The sequence below is a fragment of the Brevibacillus sp. JB24b genome, from assembly GCF_051713385.1.
In the GTDB taxonomy this organism is placed as follows: Bacteria; Bacillota; Bacilli; order Brevibacillales; family Brevibacillaceae; genus Brevibacillus_B; species Brevibacillus_B laterosporus.
Map to the genome: position 1 here is coordinate 2737806 of NZ_JBNVQV010000001.1, position 19571 is coordinate 2757376.

The following is a 19571-nucleotide window of genomic DNA, read 5'->3' on the forward strand; positions in this document are numbered from 1 at the left end:
ACCATTTGTAGAAAATCTACTTCAGAACAAAAATCGCTTGGAGAATTTCTTGGAGTATGGAAGCATTTTTAGGAACTTGTTCACCACTAAGCATCTTCGAATGATCTCCATAGCCACGATAGGTAATAAATTGTTCAGATGCTCGTGCCCACACTTCCTCATTCCATTTTTCAGCCTCATAGGCAGCTACGTTTCCTGGTTCGCACTCTGATTGGATGAGATGAATAGTAGCCTTTATAGTACCTTCATTTACTAATTGGTTGTGGAACAACAGATAACTGAGCATGTTTTGAATAAAACCTTGTTTGACAAAATCATTGGTTATGAACAGTTCGAGATCCTCTCTTGTCATATTAAACATCTCGTTATGAACCCCTATTTCTGTGAAAAAGGCTTCGATTTCTTTTCTTGCTTCAGCAGCCGTTTGTTCGATTGCTTTATCCTTCCAATAGGAGTCAAATAAAATAATGCTGGACGCCTGTCTTCCTTGGTTTTCCAATTCTTTAGCTACTTCAAAAGCTAAGTTACCGCCAGAGGAATACCCCATCAAAGTATACGGTCCCTCAGAATCAATCTGAATAATTGCATTGACGTACTGTTCAATGCGATTGTCCTCTTCTATGAAGTCAAAGCTATATAAAGAAATATCATGGATTTCTTCAGCAAGCTTTTGATAGAAGGTACTGTGGGCACCAATCGGTGTAAAGCTAAATACAGGTCGAATTGTTTCCTTATTTAATAGTATTGGGTGACCCGCGTTTTGCTCGTACTGCTTATGCAAAATGAACTCTGCCATTTTCTCAATCGTTGGATGCTGGAATACAAGATGTAGTGGCAACTCTTCTTGCATATACTCGTACACCTTTGATATGAGATGCATTGCTTTTAAGGAGTGTCCGCCTATTTCAAAGAAATGATCGGTAATGCCAATTGGATCTATCTCTAGTACTTCTTGCCAAATAGCAGCCAATTGTTCCTCTATCATGTTTCTAGGGGCAACATATTCTTTTGCTGCAACGCCGATGTGTTGAGGCTCTGGCAATGCTCTCTTATCTACTTTTCCGTTTGCAGTAGTAGGTAGTTCTAAAAGCTGTACGAAGTAGGTAGGAACCATGTACGCAGGGAGTTCCTTGGAAACAAATTTTCTCAAATCAGCCAGTACAACTTCCTTTTCAGCTACAAAGTACGCACATAAATATTGCTGTGCATGTTGATCCTCTTGAGCAGTAACCACTACCTCCTTAACACCATGATAGTGAAGAATAGTAGATTCGATCTCTCCTATCTCAATTCGGAAACCTCGTACTTTGACCTGCTCATCTACCCGACCAACGTATTCTATCGTTCCATCTGGACGCCACTTGGCCAAATCCCCCGTTTTATACATGCGCTCCCCAGGTACAAATGGATTAGCAACGAACTTCTCCTCTGTTAATTCTGGTCGATTTAAATAACCTCTGCCCAGTCCACGACCCGCTATGCATAACTCCCCTACTACTCCTATAGGCTGCAAATGATGCTCGCTATTAACAATATAGACAGCTACATTGGCTAGCGGACGACCAATTGTAATCTCTTGGTCTACTTCAATTGCTCTCTGAATAGTCGTAACTACACTATTCTCTGTAGGTCCATACTCATTGTTAATCTCAATAGCAGGATTTTTCTGTTTAATCTTTTGGACAATTTGAGGAGATAATTTTTCTCCTCCAAGAGTGACACAACGTAACTGGTGTAGATCCTCAGCTGTAGCACTATCCACGATGGCATGAAACAGACTTGGAACACCATAGTAATGAGTGATTGATTCAGAGGCGATCAATTTTCGTAGTGCAAATGGATCTTTTGCCTCTTCTTCTCTTGGCAAGATCGAAGTGGCCCCTCCAAGCATAGGAGCAAACAAACTAGCTACAAATCCATCAAAAGCAAATGAGAAAATCTGCAGAGCTTTATCCTTTGGATTAAAGGCATACTCGTCTCTTCTCCATTGTAGGCAATTCACGATGGAATGATGTTCAATCATGACCCCTTTTGGTTTACCAGTTGTGCCTGAAGTATAGATTACATATGCCAAGTCAGTTGGTTGGTTCACAACTGTGAGATTAGTTCCATCGACTACATAATTTTGCTCCTCATCTAAATCTAACCTCATCATATTAGCTGATAATCCATTGAACAAATGCGCCTGGGTCAGTAAAAGAATAGCACCGCTATCCTCTAAGACATATTCAATCCGTTCCGTAGGATAAGCTGGATCAATAGGAACATAGGCTGCTCCAGCTTTCAAGATACCCATGATACCGATAATCATTTCTACAGAACGATCTGCCATAATAGCTACTAGTTGATTAGGAACGACCCCTTTATTACGTAGTGTACGAGCTAATTGATTGGCACTTTCATTTAGCTCTTGATAGGTCAATTTCTTCTTGTCCCAGATAAGTGCTACTTGATCCGGTGTTTTTCTTACCTGTTCTTCAAAAAGCTGATGAACCGTTGTATCCTGCTGATAGTCTCTTTCTGTGTTATTAAACTCTTGTAAAAGCTGAGTTTTCTCTGCATTCGTCAGTAGTTCGATAGCAGCTAATCTCACATCAGGATTATCTATGATCGCGTTCATAATCTGAAGGAAATTAGTCGTCAAACGTTTGATTGTTTCCGGACGGTACAATTTGGTGCAGTATTCCACACCAATCATGATTTGGTCTCTTTCTTCTGTAGCGATAAAGGTTAGATCGAATTTAGAGTGCTTCGATTTATTTTCTCCTTCATAGGCAACAAATCGTAGCTCATCTAATTCAATAGCGTCTTCCCCTCTGTTTTGGAGAGTAAACATGGTATCAAACATCGGATTTCTGCTTACATCCCGTTGTAGCTTTAGTTTCTCCACTAGCTCTTCAAATGGATAATCCTGATTCTCATAGGCTCGTAATGCATTTTGTTTTACTTCTAATAAAAATTCTCTAAATGATTTTGATCTAGCTGGTTTATTTCGCATGGCTAATGTATTGACAAACATTCCAACAGTGTTCTCCAAATCAACATGCGATCGCCCTGTAACCGGTGTACCCACAATCAGATCTTCTTGACCCGAATATTTGGAAAGAAGTACATTATATGTCGCTAACAAGACCATATAGAGAGTGGTACCTGTGTCTGTAGCTATCTTGTACAAGCCTTCCATAAGCTCTTTGCCCGTTCCAATTGTGATTAAATCGCCGTCAAAGCTTTGTGTAGTTGGTCTTGGAAAATCTGTAGGTAGATTTAAAACAGGAATTTCATCTGCAAATGTTTGAACCCAATGGTCTTCCTGTTTTTTATACATTTCTGTTTGATACTGTTCATGTTGCCATACAGAAAAATCCTTATACTGAATCGTAAGTTCTGGTAACGTATTTCCTTGATACAATTCCACCAGTTCGCTAATGATGATCCCAGATGATACTCCATCAGAAATAATATGATGTGTATCTACTAGTAACAAATATCGATCCAATCGGGTTTGAACAAGTTTGACCCGAAGCAATGGCGCCTTATTTAACTGGAACGGTTGAATAAATTCATCAATGATTTCTTCCAATTCCTCTTCAACAGCTACCTGATGGTCGACAGTAAAATCAATTACTGCATGGATTTTCTGCACAGGAGAACCATTTACTACCTCGAAGGATGTACGCAAGCTCTCATGACGGTTAATTACATCCCTAAAGGCTGTTTCTAGTTTTACCAGGTCAAGTTTTCCTTCCAGTAGCATGATAGAAGGCATGTTATAACTGATATCTACCCCATCAAACTGGTTGAGAATAAACATTCTGCGTTGTGCTGCTGAAACCGGATAGTAATCTTGCTTTGTAGCAGGTCGAATAGAAATAATTCGCTTCGTGCGCTCGCTCTCCAAGTATTGCGCTATTTCTTCAATCGTTGGTTTTTCAAATAGGACACGTAAAGGAATGTCTATTTGATACTCTTTATGCATGTGAGAAATAACCATCATAGCACGTAAAGAATGACCACCTAATGCGAAAAAGTCGTCCTTACTTCCAACTCGATCAATGCCTAAAACCTGTTGCCATACAGTAGCAAGCTGAGATTCCAATTGTGTTCGAGGGGCTACATAGTCTGTGTTAGAAAGTAACGAATTGTCTGGATCTGGTAACGATCGCTTGTCAATTTTTCCATTGGCTGTTAATGGCATCGCGTAAAGAGAAATAAACGTAGTAGGAATCATCGCTATCGGTAGTTCAGCTGCTAAATGTGCACGTATTTCCGCTATGCTTACCTCTCTATCCGTAACCATATATGCGCAGAGGAATTTTTCCTTCGTTTGATCTTCCTTCGCAATAACGACCACTTCTCTTAGACCATCAAGCTTACGCATTTGTGACTCAATCTCACCAAGTTCGATCCTTACTCCTCTGATCTTCACTTGATGATCTGTTCGACCAAGAAACTCTATATTTCCATCAGGTAACCACTTTGCTAAATCTCCTGACCGATATAGCTTTTCTCCCGGTACAAATGGATTATCAACAAACTTTTCAGCCGTAAGTTCTGGGCGATTTAGATACTCACGAGCAACTCCCGCTCCTCCAATACATAATTCTCCTACGACTCCGATTGGTACCAGCCCTCCAGATTGATCCATGATATACATCGTGGTGTTAGGAAGCGGTTTTCCAATTGGTGCGGTTCCCACTGCATGTAGAAGTTCAAACGGTTGTTCGTAATAACTAGAATCAATGCAAGCTTCTGTAACCCCATAGCTGTTAATGATTCGAATGGATTTTCCAAATTTACCAAGTAGCGCCCTGTAATCATCCATTGAGCAACTATCTGCTCCGATAATTAAGAGTTTCATCTGACTAATATCCAGCTTATGTTCGAAAATGTATTCCATTAGAGGAACAACTAAAGCTGGTGTTGATTCAAATATGGTAATTTGGTATCTGCTTAGCATGTCATAAAGGGAAGCTGGATCAAGTTTTACCTCATTTGGGCAAATCACCAATTGTCCGCCATGAAGTAAAGCTCTGGCAAAATCTCCAGCCGAAACGTCGAAAGAGAAGCTAGCCATCTGCAGTAGCCGAACAGGGAAGGTCTCTAAGTGATACTCCTCTCTCCATGCAAATGCTATGTTGATATAACTCTGATGCTCTATCACGACACCCTTTGGTTTACCAGTTGTCCCAGATGTATAAATAATGTAAGCCATATGATGCTTTTCTGAGACATTCTGTAAATTAGTACCATCACCTTGGTAATATTCATCTTGATCCAAGTACAAGACCTCATGTTCGAATACAAGCTGTTCTGCTAGATTTTGCAAGGTAAGCAACAGCATTGCATTGCTATCCTCGAGCATAAATTCCTTACGATCTTGCGGATAATCCATGTCAATCGGCACATAGGCTCCACCTGCTTTTAATACGGCCAACATACTTACAACCATATGCAGAGAGCGATCTATGATAATGCCTACGGTACGTTCAGGCTGAACTCCCTTATGTCGAAGTATTCGTGCTAGCTGATTGGATTTCGTATTTAACTCCTGATAAGTAAGCTGTTCATGTTCACTAATAACCGCAATATTGTTAGGGGTTTTCTCCACTTGTTCCTCGAATAACTGGTGGAACATTTTATTCATTGGATAAGACGTTTTCGTTGCATTAAAGTCATACAAAATTTGATTTTTCTCTGACTCTGACAAGACGCTAATCTCTGAAAGCTTTTTATCTGGATTTGCTACGATAGACTGTAAAATTTGAGAATAATGGATAGCCCAACGTTTGATGGTTTCTTTGCTAAATAATTTGGTGCAATAGCTAAATTGGAGTTGAATCTCATCTTGCTTTTCAAAAGCATCCAACGAGATATCAAATTTGGCTATTTGCCCTTTTATTTCGTAAGGGATATAGTGAAGGCCATCTATCTCAAATCCGGTTGAATCGGTTTTTCCCAAGCTAAACATAGTGTCAAATAACGGATTTCTACTTAAATCACGTCGAATTTGTAGCTTTTCTACAAGATTTTCAAACGGGTAATCCTGATTTTGGAAAGCCTCTAGTGCATTATTTTTCACTTCAGCTACAAATTCACGGAATGTTAGCTCACTTAATGGTCTATTTTTCAATGCTAGTGTATTTACAAACATACCAACGATATTTTCTACATCTGCGTGTGATCTGCCAGCAATCGGAGTACCAATCACAATCTCTTCCTGACCAGTGTATTTGGACAATAGCAGATTGTATGCTGCCAACAAAAGCATATACAAGGTTGCTCCTGTCTCGTTAGATAGACTCAGCAGGTCAGCCATTAGCTGTTTTCCAGTTCCAAAAATGATATGGTCACCTTCAAAACTTTGCACAGAAGGTCTTGGGAAGTCAGTTTGCAGATTTAGAATTGGTAATTCGCCTGCGAATGTATTGAGCCAAAATTCTTCTTGCTTTTGAATCACTTCAGATTGGAACAGCTCATTTTGCCATACAGCAAAATCTTTATACTGGATGTTACATTCAGGCAGATTTTGCTCATTATACAATTGGGCAAATTCTTTGATGATAATCTGCATAGATACACCGTCAGAAATGATATGATGCATATCCATTAAGAAGAGATGACGATTTTCTGATAGGGTAACAAGGCGTATTCTAAATAATGGAGCTATTTCCAAATCAAATGGTTGAATAAATTCATCCACGATTTGTTCGACTTGATCCTCTGACGCCTCTTGATAAGTAACAGCAAAATTCACAGTATCATGGATCATCTGAATAGGATCACCATTGACCGTTTTAAAAGATGTCCGCAGTGCCTCATGTCGGTTGACCAAACCTTGCATTGCATAGTCAAAACGGTTGTAATCCAAGTTGCCCTCAATGAACATCACACCTGGAACATTATAACTGATACCTGTCCCTTCAAATTGATGAAGGATATACATCCGTTTTTGTGCTGAAGAAACCGGATAAAAATCAGTTTTGACAGCTTGTTGAATGGCTACGTACTTCCCTTTTTCTAAGCCCGAAATATAGGATGCTAGAGCAAAGATTGTCGGCGATTCAAAAAGGATTTTTAACGGTAATTCAACATGGAACACCTTATGCACGGAGGAAATTACGGTCATTGCCTTTAAAGAATGTCCTCCCAATTCAAAGAAATTGTCCTTAACACCTATCTTGGAGATACCTAATACACTTTTCCAAATATCAACCAATTGTTCTTCGATTTGATTGCTCGGTGCTACATATTCTGTGCCTGCAATCAGTTCTCCATCTGGTTTTGGTAATGCTCTACGATCTACTTTTCCATTTGGTGTAAGTGGCATTTTCTCCAGTTGGACAAAGAAGGTAGGTACCATATAGGAAGGAAGCTCCTCCGCTAGCTGTTCACGCAATTCTGGTATAAGAGTAGCATTCTCTGATACGTAATACGCACATAATGCTTTTTGACCACCCTTGTCCTCCACTACCGTTATGACAGATTCCTTTACCTTGTCTTGTCTAGCAAGGACAGATTCAATCTCACCGATTTCGATCCGGAATCCTCTAATTTTTACCTGTTGGTCAATTCGTCCTAAATATTCAATAGTTCCATTAGGCAACCATCTGGCCAAATCACCTGTACGGTACATTTGCTCTCCTGGAACAAATGGGTTAGACACGAATTTTTCTGCAGTTAGCTCAGGTTTGTTAATGTACCCTCTAGCAACCCCTTCTCCGCCAACACATAGCTCTCCTGGAACCCCGATTGGTTGCAAGTGATTACATTGATCAAGGATATAAGCGGTTGAGTTACTAATGGGTTTACCAATCGGTATGTTATCAATGAATTCCTCATCAATTCTAAAGCATGTAGAGAAGGTAGTGTTCTCAGTTGGTCCATAGCCATTCCAAATTACTAGATTTGGATTTGTTTGTTTTACCTTGTTAATGTGTTTAGGCGATAGGACATCTCCACCGACAATTAAGTTGGTAAGGCTAGCAAACATACTCTCATTGTCTTGCGATAATTGATTAAATAATGGTGATGTTAGCCACATCGTTGTAATTTGGTTTGCTTGTAAGAAGCTACCTAATAACTCTGAATCCAACAAGATATTCTTATTGACGAGGTATAAACGTGCCCCATGTAGCAATGCACCAAAAATTTCAAATGTCATTGCATCAAAGCCAATTGCACCTGTTTGAATCATTCGATCTTCTGGTGTTACCTGAACATAATTGGTATTTATTACCAACCGGACCACATTTCGATGTTCAACCATTACACCTTTTGGTTTACCAGTCGAACCAGACGTGTACATGATATAAGCTATATCATTCGGATCAGTAATACTTGGAAGATTTGTAACATCACCTTGATTCAAGCTTTCATCATCTAGTAAAATGATGTCCACTTCTTCCACTAGTAGGGAAGTCAGATGACGTAACGAAAGAACAATGTTAACTTCGCAATCTTCTATCATGTAAGAGAGGCGTTCGGAAGGATACTCAGGATCAATTCCTAGATAGGCTCCTCCTGCTTTAAGAATCCCCATTATTCCTACAATCATTTCATGTGTGCGATCAGCTAAAAGACCGACAACATGATTTGACTCTACACCCTTTTGACGAAGTATCCATGCGACTTGATTTGCTCTATTATTTAACTCCCGATACGTTAATGTATTCCCTTCTGATACAACTGCTATATGATCTGGATTCTTTTCTACTTGCTCCTCGAACCATTGGTGAATGGCTAATATTCTTGGATAATCTGTTGATGTTTCATTAAATTCAGCGACAATTTGTTGCCTTTCTGCTTCAGATAACAAACTGATCTCTGATAAAGCTATATCCGGTTGTTTCGCAATAATATCGATGATTTGTAAGAAATGACCTGCCATTCTTTCTATACTTTCCTTCTTAAACAACCTCGTACTATATACGAGAGAGAATTGTAGGCCTGATTGTTCTTCATTTGCTTCTAACGTCAAATCAAACTTTGAATAGCCCCTTTGTGCAACATGAGGTGTGATCTGTAGATCATCTAGTACAAAAGATTTTTTCTCCATATTTTGCAAAATAAACATGATGTCAAACAAAGGATTTCTACCTAAGTCCCTTTGAATTTCTAATGTTTCGACGAGTAATTCAAACGGATAATCCTGGTTTTCATAGGCTTCCAAAGTATTTTGTTGTACTTCTGCCAAAAACGCTTTGAAAGACTTCATACCACTTGGATTGTTTTTCAACGCTAACGTATTTACAAACATTCCCATTACTTTTTCTACATCAGGATGTGCTCTACCAGCAATAGGTGACCCGATCACAAGCTCTTCTTGACCAGAGTATTTGGATAGTAGCACATTAAAAGCAGCCAGTAGTACCATATACAACGTTGTTGAAGTTTCATTGGCAAGCTTGTATAAGTCCTCCATGACTTGCTTTCCGGTATGAAAAACAACTTGGTCCCCATCAAAGCTTTGCACAGTCGGTCTTGAATGATCTGTTGGTAAATTGAGAACAGGGATTTCTCCTGCAAATGTGTTTGTCCAGTAGGATTCCTGTTTGTTGAAAGCATCTGATGCGAATCGTTCATTTTGCCAGACAGCAAAGTCCTTATATTGAATGCGAAGTTCAGGCAGGCTTTCACCACGATATAGCTTCGCAAATTCCTCAAATAAGATTCCTGCTGATACACCATCTGAGACAATATGGTGCATATCCATCAAGAAAAGATGTCTTTCTTCCTCTATTTTGATGAGTCCAACACGTAATAGAGGGGCTACTTCAAGATCAAAATTTTGAATGAACTCATGAACAAGTTGATCTACTTGGTCTATCGATGCTTCTTTATATAAAATTTCAAGTTCAACTGACTGATGTACACGTTGCACTGGTTCTCCATTTATAGAATGGAACGAGGTTCTTAATGCTTCATGTCGGTTTATTACTTGTTGTAGTGCATCTTCAAAGCGTGGATAGTCTAGCTTGCCATCCATGTATAGTGCACTTGGCATGTTATAAATAGTTCCTGCTCCATCAAACTGACGAAGGATATACATCCTTTTTTGTGCGGACGAAACTGGATAATGCTCTTTAGGCGATACAGGTTGAATAGAGACATATTTGCTTTTTGTAGCCTGGTCAATGAATGTAGCTAATTCTGCAATTGTAGATTTTTCGAATAACAACTTCAGAGGTAATTCAACACCACACTCCTTATGCACGTGAGACATCACCGTCATGGCTCTCAAAGAATGACCACCTAAATCAAAGAAATTATCATTCACGCCAATCTTCTTATGTCCAAGCACATTCTCCCAAATCTCGACTAGTTTAGCTTCAGTTGCATTTTTAGCCGCTACATATACCGTTCCTAGAACCGGATCGCCTTCTGGCTTTGGCAATCCCTTACGATCAATTTTTCCATTTGGTGTTGTAGGGAAAGCTTCTAGCTGCACAAAGTATGTTGGAACCATGTATTCAGGTAATTCTTTCGCTAGATGTGCTCTCAGTTCAGGTAATATGACTTCTTCTTCTGCCGTAAAGTAGGCGGTTAGTAGCTGCTGTTGGGTTGTATCCTCCGAAACCACAATAACTACCTCATTGATCTTATCAAATGTTAGAGTAGCATTTTCGATCTCACCAATCTCGATTCGATAGCCCCTAATTTTGACCTGTTCATCAACGCGACCAATATACTCAATCGTGCCATCTGGTAACCATTTAGCATAATCACCCGTTTTATACATGCGTTCACCTAGTACAAACGGATTGGGAACAAATTTCTCTTCTGTAAGCTCTGGTCGATGTAAATAACCTCTCGCTAAGCCTTGACCACCAATGCACAGTTCACCAATTACTCCAACGGGTTGTAACAGATGATTGCTGTCAAGGATATACACCGCTACATTTGCTATAGGACGACCGATTGTGATCGTTTCCCCTACCTTCATTGAGCGCTTAACCGTTGTGAGAACACTATTCTCAGTTGGACCGTATTCATTATTAATTTCAATAGCAGGATTTTTTTGTTTGACCTTTTGTACAAGCTGAGGAGTTATTTTTTCTCCCCCTAGTGATACGTTACGCAACTGATGGAAATCCTCAGCTGTTGAGCAATCAAGAATTGCATGAAACAAGCTAGGTACGCCATGATAATGCGTGATACTTTCAGCCGTAATTACATTTCTAAGAGCAAATGGGTCTTTAGCCTCTTCTTCTCTAGGCAAGACAGAAATCGCTCCTCCCATCATTGGAGAGAATAGACTAGCGACGAATCCGTCAAAGGCAAATGAGAAAATTTGCAGAACCTTATCGTTAGGGGAAAAACCGTATTCCTCTTTTCGATACTGCAAGCAATTGATAATAGACTGGTGTTCTATCATGACTCCTTTTGGTTTGCCTGTTGTACCGGATGTGTAAATGATATAAGCAAGGTCAGATGCTTGATTTACATTTGAGAGGTTTTTACCATCTCCTACATAAATTTGTTCATTCTGAAGATCTATCCATTCAATTTCAGTTGTGATTTGTTTGGTCAGGTGTGTTTGAGTAAGCAGTATAGTAGCACCACTATCCTCAAGCAAATATTGAATACGCTCTTGTGGATAAGCCGGATCAATTGGTAAATAAGCTGCCCCTGATTTTAAAACCCCATAAATCCCTACAATCATTTCAAATGATCGTTCGGCCATAATCCCCACAATTTGTTCTGATTGTACTCCCATATTTCGCAAAAACACAGCTAGTTGGTTAGCTCTCTCATTTAACTGGCGATAAGTCAATGTTTGACCTGCATAACTGAGTGCTATATGGTCAGGTGTTTTTTCTACCTGTTCTTCAAAAAAGCTATGAATTGTTCCCATCGAATATGGAACGTGATTATTATTGAAATCAACAAGTATCTGTTGTCTTTCTTCTAAAGTGAGCATATTGATTTCTGATAAAGCGACCTCTGGATTCTCGGTTACTGCTCGTACAATTTGTAAGAAATGAGACGCCATTTGTTCAATGGTTTCCTTCTTAAAGAGCTTAGAGCAGTATTCGAGGCAGAATACAATCTCCATATTCTCTTCTGTTGCTTCTAAAGTGAGATCGAATTTTGCTTGTTTAACCTCTGTAATATATGGATGAAATGTTAAGTTTTCAATCTCAAAGACTTTCTTGTCCGTATTTTGTAAAATGAAAATCGTGTCAAATAATGGGTTTCGACTCAGGTCACGGTGTACATCCAATTTTTCAACAAGCACTTCAAATGGGTAATCCTGATTTTCATAGGCCTGTAACGTATTTTGTTTTACTTCCTCGATAAACTCTTTAAACGTCTTTGTTCCAACAGGATAATTTCGTAGGGCCAGTGTATTCACGAACATTCCCATAATTTGATCGACATCTGCGTGAGTTCTGCCAGCGATTGGTGTACCCACAATAATGTCTTCTTGTCCCGAATATTTAGAAAGGAAAATATTATAGGTTGCTAATAAAACCATGTACAGAGTTGTCCCAGTCTCATGTGCAATTCGATATAACTCCTGCATCAAGTTAGTTCCTGTGCCAAAAATAAATCGGTCTCCCTCAAAGCTCTTCGTCAGTGGACGCGGGAAATCAGTCGACAGATTTAGAAGAGGGACTTCTTCTGCAAATGCAGTAAGCCAATACGTCTCCTGCTTATTTAATATACCTGTATCAAACCATTCATTCTGCCATGTAGCAAAATCTTTATACTGTAAACGAAGTTCAGACAATTCCTTCCCTTGATACAGTTGAACAAATTCCTTGATAAAAATTCCTAATGAAACACCATCCGCTATGATATGATGCATATCCACTAAGAAGAGATGACGCTCCTCTGTTATTTTTACAACTCCAACACGTAAAAGTGGTGCAAGCGAAAGGTCGAATGGCTGAATAAAATTTGTGATAAGCGTATCGATTTGATCTTCTGTTGACGTCGAGTATGAAATGGAAAAATCAATCTCTTCATGTATACGTTGCACAATTTCTCCATTGATCGAGTGGAAAGAAGTTCGTAACGATTCATGGCGTTGAACCAGTGCTTTCATTGCTAGCTCAAATCGTTGAACATCCAATTTCCCATCAATATACATCACACCCGGCATATTATAGCCAAGATCAGCTCCGGCTAACTGACGCAGAATATACATTCTCTTTTGAGCTGAAGATACAGGATAATACTCTTGTAGTTGAGCGGGGTGAATATCCGAATAATTGCCTTTCTCAGCATGTGTAATGTATTGAGCTAATTTAGCAATTGTTGGATTTTCAAAAATCATTTTAAACGGTACCTCTACTTGAAATACCTTGTTTAACTTAGAAATCATGTTCATCGCTTTTAATGAATGTCCGCCTAATTCAAAGAAGTTATCTTCCACCCCAATTTTGTGTACAGAGAGAACCTCATTCCAAATGTCACTTACTTTCATTTCAATCTGATTTCTAGGAGCTACATATTCTACCCCTGTAACAATAGTTCCCGTAGGCTTCGGAAGAGCTTTACGATCCACCTTTCCATTCGGTGTAAGTGGAATTTTATCCATCCGAACAAAGTAAGCAGGAATCATATAAGTTGGCAGCACACTACCTACGTGCTCTCGCAACTCGGATACCGTGATTTCTTGTTCAGATACAAAGTAAGCATACAGCGAGTGAGACTGTTCTTCTTGCTCAGCAATAACAACTGCCTCTTTAATTGACTTATGCTGTATGATCTGCTTTTCAATCTCACCTAGCTCAATGCGATATCCGGCAATTTTTACTTGATGATCTGCTCTTCCTAAAAATTCTACATTTCCATTTAAGAAATATCTCGCTAAATCACCTGTTCGATACATGCTCGTGCCCGAGATAAATGGATTTGAGACAAATTTTTCATCTGTTAAACTAGGTTGGTTCAGATATCCCTTAGATACACCTTCACCACTAATGCATAGCTCTCCGACAATGCCAGGTGGGACTAACTGGCCTCTTGCATCAAGAACATATACCTGCGTATTAGCGATTGGCTTACCAATAAAAGGTCGATTGGCAAATTCATTACTATTATCTGTAGTCAATAAATGTGTGATGCATCCAATGGTCGTCTCTGTTGGACCATAGTGGTTCATGACCTGCGCAGCAGGATACTTAGCAAAATACGTCATCACATCAGTCACTCGAATTGGTTCCCCACCCATTACAATTAAACGGAGGGAATCGCAATGATTTGTCATCATGAATGACTCACTTTGAACAATTACACTAAAAAGGGAAGGAGTCATTTTAAGATAAGTGATCTGATTTTCACTCATATACGCTAGTAAACGCTCAGTATTGATATACTCATCTTTTGTCAGTACATGTAATTGGCTACCTGACAAAATAGCTGAGAAAATCCCTGTATAGCCTAAGTCAAATGCGTAGGACGACACGAGCACTGTTCTATCTTCAAATGTTACATTAGCTTGACGCGAAAATGCAGAAACGTAATTTATTACATTTCGATGAGCAATTTGAACTCCTTTTGGCATCCCTGTCGTACCTGATGTATATATCACATAAGCAAGATTCTCTGAGTCCACCTTCGTTGCTTTAGGCAATTGCAAATCTTGATTTATCATTTCTCTATCCAACGAAAGCGTACTTACTGATGTTGGAAGAGTATTTGACAAATCACTCAAAGTGACAACAACATCTACGTCACTGTCTTCTAACATATAACTAATCCGCTCTTGTGGAGCATCGGGATCGATTGGTAGGTAAGCTCCACCTGCCCTCCATATCCCCATGATTCCAACCATCATTTCTAACGATGGAGGAGTCATGATTCCCACGATCTTATTCGCACCTACGCCCCTCTCTTGCAACAGAGCTGCAACATGGTTTGCTTTTTCATGTAGATCCTGATAAGTCAGTTTTTCTTCTCCGAACACGACTGCATGTTGTAAGGGATATTTCATTACGCATGATTCAAACAAGTCATACATTGTGACATCATGAGGAATATCTGCTTCTACCCCAGTTGTTCTTGTAATGAGTTCAGCTTGCTCTTCTTGAGTTAATAATGGAATTTCGGCAAGCTTTTGCTCCACATTTTCAACAAAAGCACGTATGATCATTTGGAAATGCTTGACGAATTGCTCAATGGTTTCACGCTTAAATAGGGCTGTGCTGTACTGTAATTTACAACGAATTTCGCCGTCTACCTCGGAAGCAAAGAGCGTCATATCTACTTTCGAAATGGAATGGACAAAGTCATATGGTGTTATTCTCAACTGATCTAGCTCAAATGTGGTTTGATCCATGTTTTGTAGCACGAGCATCGTATCAAATAATGGATTCCGACTAAAATCACGAAGTAAATCTAATTTATCTACCAAAGCTTCAAATGGATAATCTTGATGTTCGAATGCACCTAATGTCATTTGCTTCACTTCAGCAATGAACTCACCTAATGTCTTACTTGCCTCAGGATAGGTTCGCATCGCTAGCGTATTAATAAAGCTTCCCATAATGCGTTCAACATCAGCATGCCTTCTTCCAGCAATGGGAGAACCAATAATAATTTCTTCCTGTCCAGCATACTTTGATAAAAGAACACTATAAGCCGATAACAATACCATATACAGGGTAGCCCCTGATTTCGTTGTTACATCATAGAGTCCAGAAGTTAACTGTTTTGGAATGACAAAGTCAACTCCATCCCCTTCAAAACTCTGAGTAACTGGTCTACGTGAATCTGTAGGTAGCTGAAGTACCGGTATTTCACCTTTTAATGTGTTGATCCAGTAGTTTTCTTGCTTTTCAAATATCTCTGATTGGAACAGCTCGTTTTGCCAAACTGCAAAATCCTTATACTGGATGCGTAGCTCAGGCAAGCTCTCACCATGATAGAGCTTCATAAACTCTTCGACAAACACAGAGATAGATACTCCATCAGAAATGATATGGTGTATATCCAAAAGGAAGAGATGCTTCTGCTCTTCTAATGCAACCAAACCAACTCGAAGCAATGGTGCAATAGATAAATCAAATGGTTTAATAAAATCGGTAACAATCTGCTCGATTTGATCTTCCTTGGAATTCATCCGAATCATTTCTACTTGAACAGATTGATGTACCTTTTGTACCGGTTCACCATCTATTGAATGGAAAGAAGTCTGTAAGGCTTCATGTCGAGTTACTATACTTTTCATTGCATCTTCAAAGCGCTGTGTGTCTAAATTTCCCTCAATGATTAGAGCACCTGGCATATTATAGCTAACGCTATCCTCATTGAGTTGGTGAAGGATATACATCCTCTTTTGAGCTGAAGAGACTGGATAGTACTCTTGAGGTGCTACTGGTTCGATTGCCGAGTACATTCCGTTTTCTGTGTTAGCAATAAAATGAGAAATGGCCGCAATTGTAGGTGTGTCAAATAATACCTTTAAGGGTAAATCAACATTGAATGCCTTAGATATTTGAGAAATAACCGTCATTGCCTTTAGAGAATGGCCACCTAATTCAAAAAAATTATCTAAGACACTAACTTCATTTACGTTTAATACGCCCTTCCAAATCGTAGCCAGTTGGTCTTCAATGAGGGTACGTGGTGCTACAAATTCAACACCTGTACGAATGGAGCCATCAGGTTTTGGCAATTTTTTTCTCTCTACTTTACCATTGGATGTCAAAGGGATTTCTTCCAGACGGATAAAGTAGGATGGGATCATATAAGACGGCAAAGTACTCCCTACATGTTCACGGAGTTCAGATACAGGTAAGTCAGAATCAGAAACAATGTACGCATATAGTACATTTTGCGAGGATTCATCTTTCTCGACAATAACGACAGCTTCTTTAATCATTTCATGCTGTACTAATTTTGCTTCTATTTCTCCCATCTCAATGCGATGACCCCGTATTTTTACCTGATGATCTGTCCTTCCCATATATTCCATATTTCCATCTGGCAACCATCTCGCAAGGTCACCTGTTCGATACATTCTTTCCCCAGGTCTAAAGGGGTTTTCTATAAATTTTTCCGCGGTTAGCTCAGGTCGATTTAAATAGCCTCTGGCAACTCCATCCCCGGCAATGTACATTTCTCCAATAGAGCCAATTGGCACTGGCTGCAAGGCTGTGTCTAATAGATAGATATTTACATTGTCGGCGGGTACACCAATTGGTACAGAGTTTTGTGAAGTATTATTCGGATCAAATACATAGAGCATGCAGCCTACTACTGTTTCCGTAGGTCCATATTCATTCAAAATTTGGACATTCCCACCAAAATTACGATCTATTTTGCTAGCGAGCTGCGTATGTAAGCTTTCGCCGCCAACAATAAATCTTCTAATATTACTATTCGTGCCATCGAATTCTTCGATTAGTTTTAGATGTGTAGGGGTTAGTTTAATAATTCCAACTTTATTATCTGTAAGGATGTCCTGAATAACCTGTACCTTGTCTTCCCCTCTATAAATATAGATCGTATTCCCAGAAACAAGAGGGGTAAATATAGACGTGACAGTCAAATCAAACGAAATGGACGAATAAAGTGGGAAATGAACGGTCTCATTTTGTACATACACTTTTCTAGCCCACCAAATATAATTGACAAGCCCCTGATGAGTGATCATAGCTCCCTTCGGATTTCCAGTGGAACCTGAGGTATAGATGATATAAGCTAGATCATTCATGCTGCTTTCATTTATTAGATTAGCGGCGCTTCCCTGATATAGCTCTTGATTATCTAGGAATAGAATCTCTATATTACCATCAAGTTTATCGGAAAACTTTTGCTGCGTTAGCAAAATAGTTGTTTGACTATCCTCTAGTAAATACTGAATTCGATCTTCTGGATAATCAGGATCAATCGGTAAATAGGTAGCTCCAGATTTTAAAATGGCGAGAATCCCTACAACCAATTCCAAGGAATGCTCTGTCATAATGGAAACAACGCTATCAGCAGTAACTCCTTTCTCTCTTAAAAAATGTGCTAGTTGATTAGAGCTTTCGTTTAATTCCTGATAAGTGAGTTGTTTTTCTAGGCATACTGCTGCTACTTGGTGTGGTGTTTTGGCTGCCTGCTCTTCAAATAACTCATAGATAGTTTTGGTTCTTGGATAGTCAGAAGCCGTGTTATTATACTCTACTACTAGCTGTTGTTTTTCCTGCTCCGTCAGGATTGGAATATCCTTTAGTAATACATCAGAGTGGTTAATCACCTGTGCAACAATATTTTTGAGATGATCTTGCATTCTAGTAACAAAAACTGAATCATAAACCTTAGCATTATAGCTAAATTTAATCATCATTTCGTTCCACGGTGCTACTGCAACCACTACGTTTAAATCATAGGTAGTTTGCTCTTCTCCATTATCTATACGTATACGAAAACCCAAAGCTTCCTCTAGAGAATCCATGTTGTTGTCTGGATAATTTTCGAACGTGACAAGATGGTCAATGAGCTCCTGTTTTACCAATGATTGACTTTGAATTTCATATAAAGGTGCATAGTCATATTTTGTAGATTGAATCGAATTTTCTCGGGCTCTTTTTATTACGTCATCAATAGACAGTAAGCCATTGCAATGTAAGCGAGTGGGAATGGTATTGATGAACAACCCTACCATATTTTCAATTCCTTGTATTTCTGGAGGTCTACCTGAGACAACTGATCCAAATACAACATCGTCCGTATTTTTATATTTACTTACCAAAATGCTCCAAAGCGCATGGAATACATTACTTAACGTGGCCTGATTACGGTTCGCGATCTGTTGGAGATTTTTTGTTGTGTCCTGATCTAACGTAAAGAGGATCTCCTTAAGTTCATAGCTTTCCTTCCCAGTCTGCTTCTTGTCTTTGGGGAATTCAGAATGCAGTTCATAGCTGTCTAAATAATTTTTCCAATATTTCAATGCTTCTTCTCTATTTTGTTTCTCCAACCATTTTATATATTCGCTATATGGCTTAGTTACTTCGCGTGGAATTGATTTATTTGCTTTTAAGGCAGCATAATAACCGAGAAGCTTATGAATAAGAATCCCGAGTCCCCAACCATCGATGATGATATGATGAAGAGCCCAAACAAATTGATAGGTTTGATCATTGGTTTGGAAGATAGCAGCTCTCATTAGCACATCTTTAGTTAGATCAAAGCCTTGTTCTTTCCCACTGTTTTTATAAGTTTCAATATATTTCTTTTGTTCATCGTCAGAAAAACGCGTGATATCCTCAAAGTATACCTGCATTCTTCTCTCTTTAAACACAACTTGTCTAGCACGTTGTAAATTTTGGTAAACAAATGCTGTACGGAGAACCTCGTAGTTTTCGATCAGTGTATTCATACTCTGCTCAAACAATGGAAGATCAAAATCGCCATGAATAGTAGCGGTCATCTGGAGATAGTAGGCACTCGTCTGCTCATCCTTAATAGAATGAAATAACATACCTTCTTGCAATGGAGTTAAGGGATAAACTTTGGCAATATTATCTTGTTTTTTCATTTTTGCACCTCAGCTACGTGATATGAAAAGAGAAAAATGTTGTTCCTCCAACGAAATCATTACGTGCGATCCTCTATTGGAGGAACATTAA

General features: G+C 39.1%; 1 protein-coding gene. It reads right to left on the bottom strand.

Annotated elements, in window-relative coordinates; translation table 11 throughout:
• Positions 1 to 16 precede the first annotated feature (16 nt).
• Positions 17 to 19480, bottom strand: a complete 19464-nt coding sequence (locus ACQV1I_RS13230) for a non-ribosomal peptide synthase/polyketide synthase (RefSeq protein WP_116335222.1) — start codon at positions 19478 to 19480, stop codon at positions 17 to 19.
• Positions 19481 to 19571 lie beyond the last annotated feature (91 nt).